This window comes from Hymenobacter crusticola, assembly GCF_002154225.1.
GTDB lineage: Bacteria > Bacteroidota > Bacteroidia > Cytophagales > Hymenobacteraceae > Hymenobacter > Hymenobacter crusticola.
The window spans coordinates 484,184-501,791 of the sequence record NZ_MTSE01000001.1 but is presented as its reverse complement, the minus strand read 5'-3'; the positions used below and the strand labels follow the sequence as shown (position 1 = coordinate 501,791).

The window sequence follows — 17,608 nt, the reverse complement described above, 5'->3', positions numbered from 1 at the left end:
GTTGAGCGGGAGCCTTCTTCGTAGAAGAGAGAAAGCTAGCTATTAGTGCTCAATCATGAGACGCTGGGTGCGTAACTGAAAGCCATCCTGCAACTGCACAATATAGGTGCCCACCGGCAGGTCATTGGTCGCAATTCGCAGGGTTTGGGTGCCTGCTTGTACTTGCTGCTGTTGACGGCTCATTTGGGTGCCTTGTAGCGTCGTAATGGCAATGTCCACAGTGCCGGCCTGCTCGAACGAAGTCGTAAGCGTAAGCTGCTCATTGGCTGGATTAGGATACAAGCTTAGCTCGATGGCATTGGCCATACGGCTCTGTGCGCTGGCACCATCCTGCTGCACTAACTCCACATCGTCGAAGTAAAGCCATTCGCCCGCATTAGCGTCGGAGTAAAAGCCAACCTCGCATGTGCCGTTAGTAACCTGAATGTTGTCGACGATAACTTGCTTCCACTCGCCGTTTACACCGCCGGAGGTTGCTGGAATAGAGGTCGTGATTTGACTGCCACCGTAGTTGCGAATGTACAGCTTGCTTTGATTGCCGCCACTTTTCGTCCAGGCCCGCACGCTGTAGCGCCCATTGGGTAGGTTGGGCATAATCTGGAAGGTATACACCTTATAGCTATTGGGGCGGTAGTGGGTGCCGTGGTACGTGCCGGTGTGGGCACTAGGGTAGGTCTCGGTGTAGTCGGCGTTGGCATCTGCGCCGCGTTCTGCCCACGTCTGCCACCCTTGGGGCTCTTGCACCGGCCCTCGATCAGCCTCAAAGCCGGAGTTACGCACCGAGTTGCTTGACGAAGAAGTAGGAGATGGGGTACTTACCGTGAGCGTTATTGCCGTCGAAGTAGCAGTGGCGCCGCCGTTGTCGGTAGCCCGCGCTGTGAGCGAATAACTACCCGCAGCGGTTGGCGTCCAGCTTAGCTGATAAGGCGCAGAAGAAGCCTCACCTAGCTTGGTGTCGCCGTTGAAAAACTCCACTTTAGTGATACTACCATCGCTGTCAGTCGCGTTGGCTGAAAGCGTGACCGCAACATTAGCGGCAGTAGCAGTAGGAGCGGTGAGGCTTACGCTAGGAGCCGCGTTGGTCGCTGTTGAGGTTTGCTTAACCAGCTCTACATCATCGAAGTAGAGCCACTGACCTGCGGCGGCATTGGTGTAGAAACCTAGCTCGCACTGCCCATTGCTCACGGCAATGTTGCTGATAATAACCTGCTTCCACTCGCCGTTTTCCGCCCCACTAGTGGCCGGGATGGTGAGACTTAGCGGAGTACCACCGTAGTTTTTGACTTGCAACTGGCTCTGCGTACTAGCACTTTTCACCCAAGCTTTAGCTTGGTAAGTACCAACAGCTAAGTTTTTTACGGTTTGGTAAGTGTATATCTCGTAGCTATTAGGGCGGTAGTGGGTGCCGTGGTAGGTACCGGTGTGGGCATTAGGGTAAGTCTCGGTGTAGTCGGCATTGGCAGCTGTACCTTGACCCGTGGTCGTAAGCCAGCCTTGTGGCTCCTGCACTGGTCCTTGGTCGGCCTCAAAGCCTGGATTGATCACTGAACTCTCGGCGGTAGGTGCGGGGCTTGGCGTTGGCGTCGAGCCTTCAACACCAACTGTGATGCCGTTTTGCTGGAGCTTCTGCTGCCATAGTGCCCACTCATTTTGCTCAGTGGCGAGTGTAATAGGGTTGGGTAGGTGGTTGTTACCGGTTCTCGGCATCTGGTTCGACCCGGTGTAGATATCTTGGTCTTGCCGGTTGTCGTAAGGAAAATTAGCGCCTTTCTTTACGTAGCCGATCAAGTTATTCTCGATGCGGTTGTTGAAGAATACCGAAGCTAATACATTGTAACCATTGAAGATAGCTGCTGCGGCGTAGTTGGAGTTGAGGCTAGTACCGTCAGTAAGCACGCCACTAGTAACCATACGGTTGTCGTGGTAGTAGATGTCGTGGCCGGCGGCAATGTTCATGGCCGCGTTGCAGGTGCTCACAAACTGGTTGTTGTACGCTTCTAGGTAGCCTGCGGTGAGGTTGGCAGTTGGGCCGTCTCCGTCGGTGGTCATGCCAGTGCCCGAGTAGTAAGAGGCCGTGGCAGGGTAGGGGTAAGCACCGTACACAATATTGTCATGCACTTTGATCGGGCTGTACGTCGTGCCCGATGAGTTGTAGAAGTTCATGTTGTCTTCCACGGCGCTCTGGTTGGGCAAATTGCGAAACTCATTGTAGCTAACTTCAATGTTGGCTAGGTTCTGCACCGTGTTGAGCTGCACGAAACTGCGGTTCTCCTTGCCTCCGTTGCGGAAACGACCATCACAGTTCAAGCCTTGGTTGTAGCGTACTTTAATGGTCTGTTGGTCTGAGCCATTGCCACTCCAGCGGTTCGCCAAAATACCCGTGGTTTGCTCTAGGTAGTTATGCTCTACGACCAACTGCTTGGCCTGCCAGGCATCCACAAAGCGGCCCCGTGGCCGATTATCTTGGCTAGGAGTGAGACCATAGCCCTTGCTGTTTCGAACGGTTAGGTCGGCCCCGCTCCCAGTCACGATTAGGTCGCCAGCACCTGCGAAGGTGCAGTTCTGAAGGATAACAGGTTCGGTTGTCGCTACGCGTACGCAAGGCGTATTAGAATCGAGGCTGCGATAATTGCCTGTGTATGTACCGCCTCTGGTAATCGTGACTGGGGCTGCGTATGCTAACTCAGGAGCTTGGGCCACCGCCGAGGTTCTCCCAAACGTCAGCAGATTTGCTAACAGGAATCCAAAAACGGCTAGTTGATTAGTGAAAAAACGTACGTAAGGTTTTGGTGTGAAAGCAGGTCTCCCTCTTTGCATTTTTAGGTGTTTTAGGTGTAGAGGTTTAGGCTGTGGTAGAGGTAGGATGGAGATGGGGGAGCAAAGCAGACGACATAAACTATGTTCTATTTCTGCCAGGTAGAGTAAGCGAAGCAGAACTGACAAGAAATGAGCAAGATCCAAAGTGGTCTGCCTTCTTTCTGCGGCAAGAGCTTACTCGTGAGTAAAGCTCATTTAGGCTAAAATTAGGATGTGTTGCCTTTCAATAGCTACAAATGCCTTCGCCTTTGGACAAACCGGATAACGGTTACTTTCCTGGAGAGTAGCGCAGGTTGTTCTTGAGAGCTATCTGTAAGAGCAAACGCGTACTAAATACCTCTATCCAAACTTCTCAGAGCAGTAAGATGGTTGGCCATCTGCTTGAAAAAGTGCTAGTCTAGAAGCTGCTGACTAGTACAAAGGTAAAGAAGAATTCTTTGTTTGGAACAAGTTGAGCGGTACTGCTCTGTAAGGTCTTAATAGTCAAAAATTGTAATATTATTTTATTTACTGCGGAGCTCGTGCTACTGTGCTGTAATGAATTTGTTATAAAATTCAGTTGTGAGTACATGTAGTAAGCAGTAGCTGCGTACCATAGGCCAATAAGTATTTTCAGCCTAGAAAGCAGCAAAAACGCAAAATAAAGGCAGGATTGGGACGCGCTGAATCGGTAGCGTTCCACTATTGCAGTTGAGCGTCAGCGTTGTAATAAAGCTTGTTTGGCAAGGTCATTTCGTCGCCGGAAAGTATCTTCTTGCACTTGGTGCAAGGTGAAAAAATGACCAAATTTTATTACAACTTATTTTGTAAAGTATAGTAGCAGTACGCCTTATTCTACCCATTTAGGGAAGGCATAATCTCCGCTTAATCTAGTTAGGTAGGGCACACTAAGTAGCTACATGACCCCTCAATAAGTATAACTTGAGACTGTATCGGTGAGGTAGTTTGCAGCTGTGTTACGAGCGGGTAGGCTGAGTAGCAGGTGCTATTTTGGAGTGCTTAGCAGGGCCAACAGACCTAGGTCCCACGTAGAGATGCTGGCGGCGCAGTTTCTGCTTCCAAAGTGTAAATTCTTGCTTCTCAGATTGCAAGGTGATAGGGTTGGGCAAATGAGCCGTGTTGGTACACGTGGTACAGTTTCCGGTGCTGAGGTCGTGGCGGTCAGAGTAGGGACTGGCTGAACCCCAGCGCACGTAACCGATGGTGTTGTTGCTCGTGCGGTTGTTAAAAAAGACCGAGCTAGGTTGCTTATAGTAGTTAAATACTGCAGTAGCAGCGTACGTAGCCTTTAGTTTGATGCCAGTAGGTAGTAGCCCACTAGTAATCATGCGATTGTCGTGGTAGTAGATGTCGTGGCCAGCAGCGATGTTCATAGCTGCGTTGCAGGTGCTTACAAACTGGTTGTTGTAGGCTTCTACATATGCAGTGGTAGTAGCGGCGGTGGTAGCGTCCCCGTCGGTGGTCATGCCGGTGCCGGTGAAGTGCTCTGCCGTGGCGGGATAGGGGTAGGCGCCCTGTACGTAATTGTCGTGCACCTTCGCCGGGCTTTCGGCAGTACCCGACGAGTTATAAAAGTTGATATTGTCTTCCACGCCACTTTCATCCGGCAGGTTCTGCACTTCATTGAAGCTAACCTCGATTCCAGCTAGGTTCTGCACGGTGTTCAGGAGCAGAAAGCTGCTATGAGTGCTACCGCTGTTGTCGCGAAAACGACCGTCGATGTTGCGAACCTCGTTGTAACGTACGGTTAAGGTTTGCCGAGGAGAGCCGTCGCCGCTCCAACGGTACACTACAATGCCGGTGGTCTGGGCTAGGTAATTGTGCTCTACCGTCAGGTGTTTGGCCTTGGCAATATCAATAAAGCGGCCACGGGCCTGTTCGTCAACGGAAGGCAAGAGGCCGTAGCCGCGGCAGTTGCGCACAGTTAAATCAGCCCCATCCGTGTGCGCCTGAATCAGGTCGCCAGCACCAGCTAGGATGCAATTCTCTAAGATAACCGGCTCGGTAGTGATGATGCGGATGCACGGCACCGAAGAATCGGAACTGCGATAAGTGCCTGAGTAAGTGCCACCTTTATCGATAACGATGGTGTGGTCGTCCTTCGCCACGCTCGACGTGCAGGCACTGAGCGTCCAGGCCACAAGGCCCGAGAGCAGCCCTCCGGTAAGAGTATCCATGAAGTAAAGAGGTGTGCCTAATGGGTATGGCTTGCTGCGAGTAGGCGCCCGCAAGTTGGGTGCCTAGGTTGTTGGGCTAGCAAGCATCAGTCGGCTACTGACTGCAATGATACCGGTCCGACAGCAATTGGCTATCGGACCGGTAGGCGTTACTTAGTGCAGAAAATACCCTACCACCCGACGTGCATAGCCATTGAGCAGGAAGTAAGGCAAATAAGGCTTCGGGCAGTTTTTCAGCGCGAAGTGTGTAAAGTTGACCATGTTGCCACCGCCGCGAATACCAAACAAATGCTGGTAGTAACCTTTGACGCTGCGTTGTTTGCGGGTCAGGGTTTGGCCGCTCTCGTCGGGGTAGGTGCTGAGGCGCGCGTCGTAGTTGCAGTACACCGGGAAGCCGGCGCGGCGGGCTACGCTGGTGTAGTCGAAGTCGGCTAGGTAGTGTGGCAGGCGCTTCTCGTCGAACAAGCCGATTTTGTCAATCACCTTTTTGGGAATGAGCAAACCACGACCGGGCAGGTAGGTAACTGGATGCAGACCTTTGAACTGTTCGGGCTTCAGTTCCTCCAGCAAGTCGCGGCGCGTGTTGGTGCGGAAGTCGAGCAGCTCGCCACCATAGATAGGCTTACTGGTAGCTACGTCAAGTTCCAAGGCTCCTAGTACGGCCGTCGGGTTGCGGTCGGCGGCAGCTAGCATTTGAGCTACAAAATCGGGGTCAGTCACCACGTCGTTGTTGAGCGTCATGATGCGAGTGGCACCTAGCTCTAGCGCCCGCCGGATGCCGGCATTCACCCCAGCCGTCCAGAACAGGTTCCCATCGCCAGTCACGACTTCAACTTCCGGAAATTCATCGGCCAGCATCTGGTCGGTGCCGTCGGTGGATCCGTCGTCGACTACCACAGTGCGGAAGCGCTGGTCGGTTTGTTTGCGCAAGGAGAGTAAGCACTCGCGGGTGAAGTGCTTCCGGTTGAAAACGGGGATAATAACGTACAACATAGGCGTAAAGCAGGGGCAGCGAAAAGCCCGTGGTTTAGAGTCAGATTTTACCGCAGAACGGAGTAGGAGGTAGATTGAGAGCGGGGAGTAAGAACGGTGGCTTGTGCCGGAACAATTTCGTCGGCGAACTGAAGCAGTCGACTTACGCGTTTGGGCCACGTTTGGGTTATGGCAAATGCGTAACCAGCACGGCCCATGTTTTCGCGCGCTGCCGGGTGGTCATAGAAGTGCTCTACGGCACGGGCTAGAGCCGCAATGGTTTCTTCCGGCGTCGTGACGGGCACTTTCAATCCAGCCGCCGCCGGGATGAAGTCGCGGGCCCCTTGGTGGTTGAGGGTGATAATGGGTAAGCCCGTGGCCATGGCTTCCAGGAACTGCGCGGCAAACGAGTCGCGCAGGCTTGTGAACATGAAGGCGTCGTGTGTGAGGTAAGCGTGGCGTACTTCACTCCATGGCAGCGTACCAAGGCAAGTCACGCGGCCTTCTAAGCCATATTGTTGAATTAAGCCTGGCAGCAGAGACATCATTGGCCCATCGCCCACTATGGTAAGGCGGAACCGCACACGGGGGGCTACTTGCGCCAAAGCAGCCAGTACCACTGGCAATGCCTTGCGACTAATCAGGCGACCTAGCCAAAGCAAGCGCAACTCTGGAGCGGGCTGCCGCTCTGGGAATTGTGCTGGAATAAATGACTCCGGCAAGCCCGAATCGAGGAACAACTCTACGCGCTGCGCACCTAGGTTGCGCGCGAGGGCAGCCGTTTCCTGATTGGTGGCCAGCACCACGGAGGCATGCTGCAAATTTTTGCGCACATTCGAGTCGAACGTGACAAGCAGCCGGCTCATGAGCGTGCGCGGAATTTCAGTCTTGTACCAGTTCGGTAGGTAGTCACGGAAGGCCTTGGGGGCCTGTTGCCCACCCCCCACCGGCCCGAAGATCATGGGCTTACCGAGCCGCCATAGCCAAGAGCCCATTTGCAGGCTGCCATACGTAGCGTGGTGCACTAGGTCGAAAGGTGCGCGCTCATCCAAGCGTTTCGCGGTGCGCCAAGCGAGGTACTGCCATACCAGGTAATGCAGATAAATGCCAAATTGCCAGCGCGCTAGAAAATCAACCCACCTTGGCACGGCTATATACTCGAATTTGAGCCGGCTAGCGGCGCTATCATGCACTTGGTCAGCTAGGTAAGCTTCGATATTGGGGCGGCCAACGGGCCGCGTCAGGCACCAGACGGTGTGGCCTTGCTGAGCAGTTTGCCAAGCCCAGCTGAAGCCAAAGCCTTCCTCACCACCCCGGGTCGGGTCGCAAGCATACGCTGATGTAAGAATTTTCATAATGATAGGGTGTTATCTTCGCTAAGTGCAGGGTTCTTAGGTAGTAAGATAAAGATATAGTTCTTATTGCTAATCAGGTAGCTAGCTTTCGTTAGGTGTAGGTTATCTATTTGTTCTTAAATAACTGCCTAGCTGTCTGATGTGCAAAGAGGTGTAGGGCGTAAGAAGGGGGCGGACTGACCTAGGTTAGCGGCCATATTTCTGATACAATTCGAGGTATTCGTCGGCGATTTTCTGGATGGGAAAGCGGTGCTGTACCACCTCTAGGGCACGCTTCGATATCCTTTGATAGAGTGCCTGATCGGAGAGAAGTTGATGGGTAGCCTCCACAATCTCATGAAGATTGCGCACGTCGACCAGCACACCACCATCTTCTACTACCCACGGAACGGCACCGCTGTACTTACCCGCCACCACCGGCACGCCGTAGCTCATGGCTTCTACTAACACCATCCCAAACGATTCTTCCAGGGAGGTGTGTAGCACCATCGTGCTCTGGGCAATCTTTCGCAGCACCTCATCGTATTGAGTAGGGCCGAAGAAGACGATGTTGGTGATATCATGCTCGCGGCAGAAGTCTACGGCGTGGCCTTCGGGTTCGAAGGCTGTGCCCATGGCCCACAGTACCGCTTGCGGGTGGCGCTTTTGAATTTCTTTGAACGCGAGCAAGGCCATTTTGGAATTCTTGCGGTCGTCCCAGCCATTCACGACGATGCTGATGATGGGCTTGTCCTGTGGGGGCCTAGGTTCTAGGTTTGGGCCGGGTAACACCACGGGGTTAGCTACCACAAACACCTTTTCCCGCGTCCAAGGCTGCACTGACTCGGCCATATAGGGCGAGACGGCCGTGAACCAGCGTCCTTTGCGGAACACGTAGCGCGCCATTAGCAGTAGGAAAAAGCGGTTCAGCGTCCGGACATAGTTGAAAATTACCTGCGCGTTGTCGTGGACGGTAGTGATGGTGTTGGGGGTATACGCTAATGAAGCTAGGGCAAATTCGTAGGTCCAGTGGGCGTGCACTACTTCCGGCTTGTACTGCCGCAGCAAAGCTAGCATCTGCTTGCGCTCGAAGCGGTAGAAGTCGATGTTGCGGCCGATCCGCTTGCCGTTTTGGCGAAAGGTGCGCTTGCGGCAAGGCGCCACCACATACGTCAGCTGCCCTTCCTGGTACACGAAAGGTGGTCTATCGTCGTCCATCTGCTCGTCGATGGTAATAGCCACTACCCGATGCCCGCGCCTAATGTATTCCTTGATGAGATTGCTGATAAGAGGAGCCCCCGCACGCCCTTGCGGGTACGATTTGCCCTGCCAAGCCGCTTCCGGCAGCAGGTCACTCGTTGCGATAGGAGCTACTATGCCAATGAACATAGTTATGTTTTAATATTTATGAATACTACGTTCGTAGCTCTTGCAGGTTGTGTAGAGAGGCCTGCTTGTGTCTTTTAACTTCACTGGTGTCGTTTGCAGCGAGCCGTTCCAGACCAGTTAACGAGGGTACACAAGTAGGTACTGCTACCGCAGTACTGGGCTAGGTTGCTCCGCTGTGGTCTTGGGCTTCGTGGTAGGGCTTTGCAGGTTAGAAGCCACGGGCTTTTGGCCAGCGAAGATGCGGCGCATGATCGCCGATACCCGGCTGCGCAAAAACTCGTTGAAGCGCTTCCGGTCACGCTGCCGATCCTGCCGCACGTAGGCCGGGTGTACCAGCGGGAAAGCTAGGTCGCGGGCAGGCACAGCGCCTAGCATGTCGCCATCGTCGTGGGTGTGGGTGGAATTGTTACCAAAACCGATATTGCCTACTAGGTTCACCGCCGGCACAATGTACAGACCCGAGTTCATGCCAATGGTGTATTCCCACTGATAATCCCACACGTCGGCGGGCTGGGGCAAGCGCAGCACAGCCGCCATCTTTGAGAGACGGTAGCGTTTCTCCAGCGAGCTCGTGAACATGCTGTCGAGCGCACCTGTTTTCACCGCTTCCTGGAAACCTGTGAGGTTATAGTCATAGAGTACCCAAGCGCGGCGCCACGTGGCCCAGCCCCAGCTGTTGCGCTGGGTAGAGAAATAGTAAGAAGGCGCACCTGGCGTAAGGGGCTCTTGGGCTTCCGAGCCGAAGTTGTTGCCGCCGATGTGCATCACGCGGGTATCGTCGCGGTAGCGGGCCAGCAGCTCTTGGCAGTAAGGAAAAAAGCTAGGTGCTGGCACGCAGTCGTCTTCCAGAATGATGCCCTCCGTTTCGTGGCTGAAAAACCAGTTGATGGCCGTGATGGGAGCAATGCCGCAGTTCAAGTTGCGCTCCTGAAAAAGCGTAAACACTTGGCACGGCCAGTCTACTTCCTGCACCACGGCCCGGGTGGCGGCGCACTGCGCTTCGTCAGTTGGACGGTTGGCGCGCGGACCATCGGCCGCTACGTAGAGCCGCGTAGGACGTGCCTGACGGATCGTTTCAAACACCCGGCGTGTAGTATCGGGCCGGTTGAAAACCAAGAGAAGAACCGGAGTCTGGAGGGCCGCCTCGGGTTGCGGTGTGTAGGACTGAGGCATGGGACGACGGAGTTAGCGAAGGAGATATTAAGCGGGCACCAAGGCGGAAGGCTGCGCTTCTAGTTCTGGTAATGGATTCGTGGGGGTATCGAGCGCCATCGGAGCGGGCACAGGTTCAGCCACGGCTGCCATTATCAGGCCGAGCAAGCCAAAGTGATAAGTAGACCAATCGTAGGAAGTGCCGAAAACAATAAGGCTGCCAAAGTAGGCGACAAGTGCCGCCGTATCGGAATCCATGCGCCGCGACTTCAATAGACGCCGCCCCACGCTGATGAACGGTACCAGCAGCACCAGCAGGATACCTAGGATGCCGAAGTAAAAGGCGCGGTCGAGATAGAAGTTGTGGAAGTGGTGACCGGTGTGGTCGGGCCACATGGGTGCGTCGCTGCTAGGGTCATAAAACTGCATCGGCACATCGAAGCCCTCCAGGCGCCAGCCAGCGATGGGGCGCTTCTGGACCAGCGGAATGTACGACTCAATTTGCTTGAGGCGCCAGCTGCCGGTGCCTTGTTTGTCGGCGTTGGCAATGTCGTCGATGCTTTGCTCGAAGCGCGATACCACCTCTGGGTTATCCAGCACAATCATCGTCAGGCCCAGTGAGCCTAGAATGGCGGGCAAGCCGATCAATAAAATCATCTTCGCTGGCGAGAAGCGCGTCGTCTTGGCTAGGCGCAGCAATAGCAGATCGACCGGAACGGCAATGATGGTAGCAATCCAGACAGAGCGGTGCTGCAAGAACACAATCAGTGGCATGCAGACGAAAAAAACCAACAGTGCCGTGAAAGAATTGCGCAGCAAGAAGCGGTTCAGGAAGAACAAAGCCACAATCACCAGCAGATACGCTGAGGAGGAATTGAAGCCTCGCTCATTCTCCACGAAGGCGTTCAAGCTCAGCGAGTCGCGGTGTAAAATCAGAAGGTTGGCCATCAGCACCAGTACCAACACGTTGATCAGCTGCGAGAAGGGCGGCATGCCGTAGCGCCGATGAAAGGCATAGAGGCCGAAGGTGATGAGCAGCACGAAAAACTTGTTGAACACGTGCGGATACACGAGCCACGAGTTCCAACCCGCGTACGATTCCAGCACCAGCCACATAATCACGCAGACCCAGGCAAAAAACCACTTCTTCACGATCGGCTGCATGTAGCGCCAGAAGAGGATAACGCAAGCGAGGCCGCCCCCGAGCAGGGCGTAGTTAAGATACTTTAGCTGCTCCGGCTCTTGGTCGACCATGGAGCCATAAAGGAATTCCCAGAACACTGAGCAGGTGCAAAAGACCGCCAGCATGGGCAAGATTCGGAGAAAGTTTAAGCGAATTTTCATGACACCAGACGCTGTGGAAAGGGCAGCCGTTACTCAAACGCGCTCTTTCGTGGAAAGGGTACCTGGGTAGGTGGGTTGGAGAGAAGGAGCAGTAGTAGCCTGCGACTTGGCCGAAGCGCCACGCCGGGCTAGGTCGAAAAAGGCTAGGGTATCGCGCAGCATTACGGAGGCATCGAAGTGCTTCTCGCCCCGGTTGTGTTGCCGCTGTTGCAACTCTTGCCGCTTTGTGGCCGAGCTCAACAAAATTTGTAGCCGCTCGGCCATCACGCTGGGCGCTGCCGTAGGCAGAACTAAGGCATCGGGCGTATCGGCTAGCAACTCCGGAATGCCACCCACGGCCAGCGCCACAGCTGGGCATTGGGCCGCCATTGCTTCGATCAGGACTAAAGGGCAGTTCTCGCGCAGGGCGGCGTGCACGTACAAGTCAGCAGAACGGAGCAGGGTCATGATGTCGCGGTGATAGCCCAGCAGGAAAACGTGCTTACCTAGGTCGGCATCGGCAATCATCTGGCGGAGTAGCGTTTCGTCTTCGCCCTGACCAACTAACACCAAAGCAAAGTCTGTTTGCTGGCGCTTAAGCTCGGCCGCGGCTTGCACCAGGTAGCGCTGATTCTTGCGCGCCTCCAGTTGTCCCACGTTCAAGATAACCGGACGACCAGCAAACTGCTGGCGAAGGCCGGGTGTGGTGGGAGCCGGCGCCTGAGGCGACTGATTCATGGCTAGGCCATTGTACACTACGGTGTGGCGCGCATCGGGCGCTAGCCACGGCTCGCTGCGCCGCCGCACATAGTCGGATACGCCGATAAAAAACCGGGTACGACCCAGCAAGAAGTTGTACCAGTGATGCAGAAAACGAGCCGTCAGCCCCGTGAAGCCTTGCTGATGAATAAGCTCCTCAGCCGGATGGTCGTTGAAGTGCCCCGTCACGACTACTGGTGCTTGGTCGCGCAGCGCTAAGCGAGCGGCCCAACCACTGCATGGATCTTGGGCATTCACCACATCGTACTGCGCCGAGCGGTCGATGGCAAAGAAGATTTCGGCCGCCTGGGTTAGCTCAATACCGATCTGCTTACCAAACAGCACACCTAGGCTCCGACGGAAAACACCAATCACCCGGCGCACTACCGGGCGCAGGCTGTCCTGCGTCACCAGCGTAACGGTGTGCCCTTGGGTCCGCAGTTGAGAGGCGAGGCGCTCATAATGAACGCGCACCCCCGATGGAGCACTTGGAACAATCAGGGAAGTGAGCAGGATATTCATGAAGGAACAGAGCTAGAAAGCGGATCGAAGGAGAAGAGCAGGCTCTTCCGGCGTTCCAAGAACATTTCGTAGCGAATAAGAAGCGCCTGCCCCGCCGCTGGCATTGCGGAAAGCTGCTGCAGACGTGACAGAAGTTGTTGTAGGGGTGCGCGGAGTTCGGGCGAAGGCCAGCGCAAAACCACCGCTCCTAGTACAACCGCGCCCGTGAACATCTGCACGAGCAGCGTGAGTACCGCGGGAAGGTGCAGCGGGTGAATTAGCAAGGTGACAGCCAAGATGCTGGTGCCTACGGCGGCAGCGTTGATCAAGCCCGGTATATAGATGGCAAACAGGCGGCGATATGGGATACCAATATCGTTGTGGGTGATGCGCATGTAGAGGAAGGTGCGAACCACCTCGCCGGTACCGATAGCCGCTGCAATGCCTGCCAAGCCAAAGCCACGTAGCAGCCCAAATAAGCTAGCTAGCAGCAGCATAAACTCGACGTTGAGGATAATCTTCTGCCGTAGGTTGGCGCGAGCGTCGGCCACTACCCCAGCAAAGAGCGTAGTCATGCTCAGCGGGATAGAAATGCAGAGTACACGCAGTACTGGTACCGAAGCCGCCCAGCGCGGACCTAGTAGCATCTCCACCAGCTCGGGTGCCGCCACGGCTACGCCAGCGCACAGTGGAAGCACTAGTGTGGCTACTAGGGTGCTGCTGGTAAGGTACAGCGAACGTACGCGAACTACATCGTCCTTCACCTTGCTAAAAGCCGGAAAAGCCACCCGGGCTAAGCTGTTGGTCAGAAAGTACATGGGCAGGTACAACAGCATGTACGCACGGTTGTAAATACCCAGCAACACCGGACCTAGCAACCGCCCAATCAGCATCGTATCGAGGTTGCCGTTTATAAATTCTAGAAAGCTGATGATAGAAACTCGGCTGCCGTAGCCAAGCAACTGTTTGTAGGCGTTCCACTGGAAGATGAACTTCATGGAGTGACGCACCACCAAGTAGCTCATCAACGCTACCAAGAGCTGCTGAGCGAGCGTACCAGCAATAAGGCTCCATACGCCGCTGACGGGTATCATGCCTTTGCTGGTTAACCAGGCAAGCGTAACCCCTACGCCACCATATCCTAGGATGTAAGCCGCTACTTCTATTTTGGCGAGTACTTCAAAACGCATCTCGCGGCGCAGAAGGCTCGTAGCCGTCATGCCCAGTCCCACGAAGATGAAGCCCAACGACTGAAAGCGCACCAACGACACCACAGCCTCATTATTCAGAAAGAAGGTGGCCAGGGGCGCCAGCAAACAGGCCAACGCCGTAACGACGGCACCTAGCCCCAGCGAAGCGGTAAAGGAGGCGCGCACGTCATCTTTGCTGATGGTAGACCGCTGCACGATGGCGTGGCCAATGCCCATCTCAGCGAAGTATGTGCCGAAGCGCAACACGACACCTGCCATAGCTACCAAGCCAAACGAGGCCGGGTCGAGCAAACGTGCCATGATGGCCGTATAGCCGATCTGCATGAGCGCAGTGGCTACGGAAGCCGCCGTAGTCCATTGTACGCCGCGGATTGCCGCCGACGCGAGGCTTTTGGGGGTAGTAATAGTACTCATAGAATAGGCAAATAAAACGGCGCAAAAAAGGTGTGTAAGAGCAGCAGAAGCTCCAAACCTGCGCGTGGAAATAAGAGGGTGGCAGGTCCGAAGTAAAACCTAGGTAATCTAAAATTCGCCTGTCATTCCGAGCATCTTCCTTGACGCAGAAAACGCCCGGAATGACAGGTACCCTTTCTTATAAAGTTAATAGATCGAGGATTTGCCCTTGTAACGGTACTCGTAAGTTTGGGCAAAATGCACGTCGTTGATAATCATATAAATCTGCTTCACCTTCTGGTCGCGGTGAAGCTCACTGATCTGGTTCACTAGGCCACGGTCGGTGTAGTTCTGGCGCACCACGTAAATGTTGGCGTCGAGGTAGCGAAGCAGCACAAAGAACTCGGCCACGTAACCCATCGGCGGAATATCGACCAGCACGTAGTCGTAGTCTTCTCGCAGCTGCTGCATCAGGTCGGCCAAGCGGCGGCTTTCCAGCAGTTGCGTAGGGTTCTCCGGAATCGGTCCGCAGCACACAGCATCTAGGTTGGGGACGTCGGTCGCGATGCGGGCTTCCTCCAAGGTGCTGGTGCCCGCCAAGTAGGTGCTCAAGCCATGTGCCCGGCGCGTATCAATGCCGAAGTAGCCAGCCATCGTAGGACGGCGCATGTCGCACTCCAGCAAAATCACGCGACGGCCACCCTGGGCTAGCTCCGCCGCTAGGTTTACGGTGCAGAAGGTCTTGCCTTCACCCGGTACCGACGACGTTACGCCGATAAATCGTTTATCAGGACCTGAAGACAAATACTGCAAGCTCACCCGAATCGAGCGGAATGCTTCCGAAATAGGGCTGCGCGTGTCGTGCAGCATAGCTTGCTTATCGGCACTGGAACCGTGGGGTACTACGCCCAGCAGCGGAATGTTCGTCACTTTCGACAAGTCATCCTTGCTCTGGATGCGGCGGTTGGTTTTGTCGCTCAGTAATACAATGCCCGTCGGAATGGCCAAGGCTGCCAACAGTGCGATCAAGCTCACCAACGCCGGCTTGGGTGCCGACGGGCCTAGGCCACTTTGCTTGGCCGGGTCAACTACTTTCTTGTCGGTGTTGTTGGTAGCTAGGGCAATAGCCGCCTCATTACGCTTTTCTACCAGCAGGTTATAGTTCTTGTCGGTGAAGTCGCTACGGGTTCTGAGAGCCGCTAGACGACGCTCGTTTTCCGGCATCTGGCTGATCTGGGTGCGTACCTGCGCTAGCTGCTGGTTCACATCGCCCAGGCTGATGTTAGCGGTGCGAATCAAGTTAGCCAGGGTTTGAATCAACGATTCCTTTGTGTCGCTGATCTGTTCGTCGAGGCTCACCAGCTGCGGGTTGATAGCTGTGGCATTAAGCGCCACAGACGTACGTTCCGTGTTGAGTTTAGCAAGTTGCTGTACCAGCGCCAAGATAGCAGGGTCTTCGATGCCTGCAGTGCTAGGTGAAGCGGTTTGACCAACCGCCCGGCGGCTGCGCATGTAGCCTAGCATGTTTTGGTAGTATTTCAGATTCGTAGCCAAGCGAGCTTGCGACGATTGTAACTCGCTCTGGCGTTGAATGCCAGCCCCCGATTGAGCGGTAGCATCTACTACGCCTGTCGAAGCGCGGAATGAGCTGACCGCTTCTGCCGCGTTGAGACGAGCCTGCGCAATCTTGTTGATTTCGTTGTCGAGGAAGGCAATTGTTTTTTGGCCGATCTGATTCTTCTGAGTCAGATCTTCCTCCACGTACACCGCCATGAGGGTATTCAGAAACTGCGTTTCCTTGCTAGGTACTGAGCCCTGCGTGGTGAGCTCCAAGATGCGTGATTCGTGCTCAATGGGCTTTACCTTCAGACGGTTCTGATAATCGCCAACCAAGCTAGGCATGTCTTGCAGCTTGAAGAAGAAACGCTCTTTAGTTGGGAGAGCTGGGTAGCTAGGCTCAGGCGCAATGACGGCCGTCAGTAGTGGGCTACGAAGTGTGTCACCTGCGCGCACTGTCTGGTCGAGTTGGGTACCAAGTACTTCGCGTACTAACTCGCCGGAAGCCAACTGGTGAAGCTCGCCTTTCTTGATATCAGCGTGCACCCGGTAGCGCCCATCTTGCTGCGGCTCCACATAAATTGGCACCCCCACGAGCTGGGGCTTATTGGGCACCGGCAGCACCCGAAACGGCACGCCGCCGATGGCTTGCTCGCGCACTTGCAGGTTCTTCACCGAGTTCAGCCACGAGCTAGGCACGGTATAGTAAGACACCGAGAACGGCAAGCGTGAGAGCGTACGGCGCAGCATGTCGGTAGAAGTCAGTAGGCCGATTTCGTCCTCCAGCTTCATGCCTTTGTCTTTAGGATCAAGCAGTTGTAATAGCTCTTGGGCCTGCTTGGAGCCGGTGCTTTGATTACCGATCAGGAGCGTAGAGCGAAAATCGTAGGTAGGGGCTTTGACTTGCAAATACATCCAGGCCGAAAGTCCGGCAATCAGGACTGAAGCAAGGAAAAGAGGCCAGCGTTTGCTGAGCTTGAAGAACAGCTCATGCAAGTCAATTTCATCGGAAGCAGTATGACGCGATTCCATACTAGCGAATTAGAGAGTGAAGAAAGGGTAGCGGAATAGCGGTGGGGTTATTTCTTATCGAGGGCAAAGGTCAGAAGCAGCACTACTGCCGAGATACCCGAAAAGACAAGGGCGAGGTTGGTAACGTTGCCTCGGGCGGCACGCGCCCTGAGAGGTTCTACGTACACCGCATCGTTGGGGCGGAGATAGTAGTAAGGTGATTGGAGCAGCTTAGGATCAGTCAGGTTTAAAAGCACCACTTCCGAGCCTTTGGAGGTTTGGCGGATAAGCTTGATATTCTTGCGGTTACCAAACTCAGTTAAGTCGCCTGCCATACCTAGCCCTTCCAGGATTGTAGCCTGCGGGTTGTAAATAAAGTACCGGCCTGGGGTGCGTACTTCACCTAGCACTGTCACCTTGAAGCTGAGCAGCTTTACTAGCACATTGGCGTCACGTATGTAGCGCGTTACTTGTTGCTGAAGAACACGTTGCGCTTGTTCCAGCGTTAAGTTGCGCACCGAAACCTTACCAACTGTGGGCAGTGTCACGCTACCTGCTTCATCCACGGGGTAGCCAGACAAGTACAAAGTGCCAGGGTCGCCGGAGTAAATAGATTGGGTGCCGTTTAGGTTAAATTGCTCACTAAGTGTAGGTTGGGCGCTCTGCACTCGGATGCTGAGCACATCATTTGGTTGGATGTGGTAAGCTGGCGGGGCATTGTTGATGGTAGTTGGGGTTTCTGTAGAATACTGGCCTCCTTGCAAATACGGTAGTTTGCTTTGGCTTACGCATCCTTCTAGGCTCATCAGCGGCAGTAGCGCGAGCAACAGCTTTAGCCAGGATCTTTGCTCCTTATGAGGAAGACAAGATGCCAGAAAACCAGCTGATTGTGAGCCTGCTAGTGGTGCACGCCGATGCTGCTTCCTAAAGGCCGACAGTAAATTTAGGACTTTCAAATGTAAGTTGTATAGCTTTCTTCTAATTAAAATATTCTGCAATTTACTTGTACTTA

General features: G+C 54.6%; 11 protein-coding genes. All 11 read right to left on the bottom strand.

Translation table 11 applies throughout. The features are described 5' to 3' along the window. Positions 1-42: 42 nt before the first annotated feature. On the bottom strand, positions 43-2,817 hold the full coding sequence (locus tag BXP70_RS02035; RefSeq protein WP_179197549.1) for an Ig-like domain-containing protein: 2,775 nt from the start codon (positions 2,815-2,817) through the stop codon (positions 43-45). A 956-nt stretch (positions 2,818-3,773) separates the two neighbouring features. Beyond that, positions 3,774-4,994: a hypothetical protein gene (locus BXP70_RS02030; protein WP_086592330.1), complete on the bottom strand. Its 1,221-nt coding sequence runs from the start codon at positions 4,992-4,994 to the stop codon at positions 3,774-3,776. A gap of 153 nt (positions 4,995-5,147) precedes the next feature. Then, a complete protein-coding gene (locus BXP70_RS02025) occupies positions 5,148-5,987 on the bottom strand; it encodes a glycosyltransferase family 2 protein (protein ID WP_086592329.1) in 840 nt (279 codons plus the stop codon). A gap of 47 nt (positions 5,988-6,034) precedes the next feature. Continuing rightward, positions 6,035-7,321 (bottom strand): glycosyltransferase family 4 protein, encoded by a 1,287-nt coding sequence (locus BXP70_RS02020; protein ID WP_086592328.1) that lies wholly within the window; start codon positions 7,319-7,321, stop codon positions 6,035-6,037. 186 nt (positions 7,322-7,507) lie between these two features. After that, complete coding sequence (locus BXP70_RS02015) at positions 7,508-8,689, bottom strand: glycosyltransferase family 4 protein (RefSeq protein WP_086592327.1); 1,182 nt, start codon at positions 8,687-8,689, stop codon at positions 7,508-7,510. 144 nt (positions 8,690-8,833) lie between these two features. After that, positions 8,834-9,862: a nucleotide-diphospho-sugar transferase gene (locus BXP70_RS02010; RefSeq protein WP_179197548.1), complete on the bottom strand. Its 1,029-nt coding sequence runs from the start codon at positions 9,860-9,862 to the stop codon at positions 8,834-8,836. A 27-nt stretch (positions 9,863-9,889) separates the two neighbouring features. Further along, positions 9,890-11,185: an O-antigen ligase family protein gene (locus BXP70_RS02005; protein WP_086592326.1), complete on the bottom strand. Its 1,296-nt coding sequence runs from the start codon at positions 11,183-11,185 to the stop codon at positions 9,890-9,892. Between the two features lie 33 nt (positions 11,186-11,218). Further along, complete coding sequence (locus BXP70_RS02000; protein WP_086592325.1) at positions 11,219-12,445, bottom strand: glycosyltransferase family 4 protein; 1,227 nt, start codon at positions 12,443-12,445, stop codon at positions 11,219-11,221. Continuing rightward, positions 12,442-14,049, bottom strand: coding sequence for a lipopolysaccharide biosynthesis protein (locus BXP70_RS01995; RefSeq protein WP_086592324.1), 1,608 nt, complete (start codon positions 14,047-14,049; stop codon positions 12,442-12,444). The genes BXP70_RS02000 and BXP70_RS01995 overlap by 4 nt, the downstream gene beginning before the upstream one ends. 186 nt (positions 14,050-14,235) lie before the next feature. After that, positions 14,236-16,617 (bottom strand): GumC family protein, encoded by a 2,382-nt coding sequence (locus tag BXP70_RS01990; RefSeq protein WP_086592323.1) that lies wholly within the window; start codon positions 16,615-16,617, stop codon positions 14,236-14,238. Between the two features lie 47 nt (positions 16,618-16,664). Beyond that, positions 16,665-17,402 (bottom strand): polysaccharide biosynthesis/export family protein, encoded by a 738-nt coding sequence (locus BXP70_RS01985; protein ID WP_143436337.1) that lies wholly within the window; start codon positions 17,400-17,402, stop codon positions 16,665-16,667. Positions 17,403-17,608 lie beyond the last annotated feature (206 nt).

Excerpts from the sequence above, each read along its gene's own strand:
- BXP70_RS01995 (WP_086592324.1), bottom strand. The coding sequence starts at position 14,049 with ATGAGTACTATTACTACCCCCAAAAGCCTCGCGTCGGCGGCAATCCGC.
- BXP70_RS02020 (WP_086592328.1), bottom strand. The coding sequence starts at position 7,321 with ATGAAAATTCTTACATCAGCGTATGCTTGCGACCCGACCCGGGGTGGT.
- BXP70_RS02035 (WP_179197549.1), bottom strand. The coding sequence starts at position 2,817 with ATGCAAAGAGGGAGACCTGCTTTCACACCAAAACCTTACGTACGTTTT.
- BXP70_RS02005 (WP_086592326.1), bottom strand. The coding sequence starts at position 11,185 with ATGAAAATTCGCTTAAACTTTCTCCGAATCTTGCCCATGCTGGCGGTC.
- BXP70_RS02030 (WP_086592330.1), bottom strand. The coding sequence starts at position 4,994 with ATGGATACTCTTACCGGAGGGCTGCTCTCGGGCCTTGTGGCCTGGACG.
- BXP70_RS02010 (WP_179197548.1), bottom strand. The coding sequence starts at position 9,862 with ATGCCTCAGTCCTACACACCGCAACCCGAGGCGGCCCTCCAGACTCCG.
- BXP70_RS02000 (WP_086592325.1), bottom strand. The coding sequence starts at position 12,445 with ATGAATATCCTGCTCACTTCCCTGATTGTTCCAAGTGCTCCATCGGGG.
- BXP70_RS01990 (WP_086592323.1), bottom strand. The coding sequence starts at position 16,617 with ATGGAATCGCGTCATACTGCTTCCGATGAAATTGACTTGCATGAGCTG.
- BXP70_RS02015 (WP_086592327.1), bottom strand. The coding sequence starts at position 8,689 with ATGTTCATTGGCATAGTAGCTCCTATCGCAACGAGTGACCTGCTGCCG.
- BXP70_RS02025 (WP_086592329.1), bottom strand. The coding sequence starts at position 5,987 with ATGTTGTACGTTATTATCCCCGTTTTCAACCGGAAGCACTTCACCCGC.
- BXP70_RS01985 (WP_143436337.1), bottom strand. The coding sequence starts at position 17,402 with ATGAGCCTAGAAGGATGCGTAAGCCAAAGCAAACTACCGTATTTGCAA.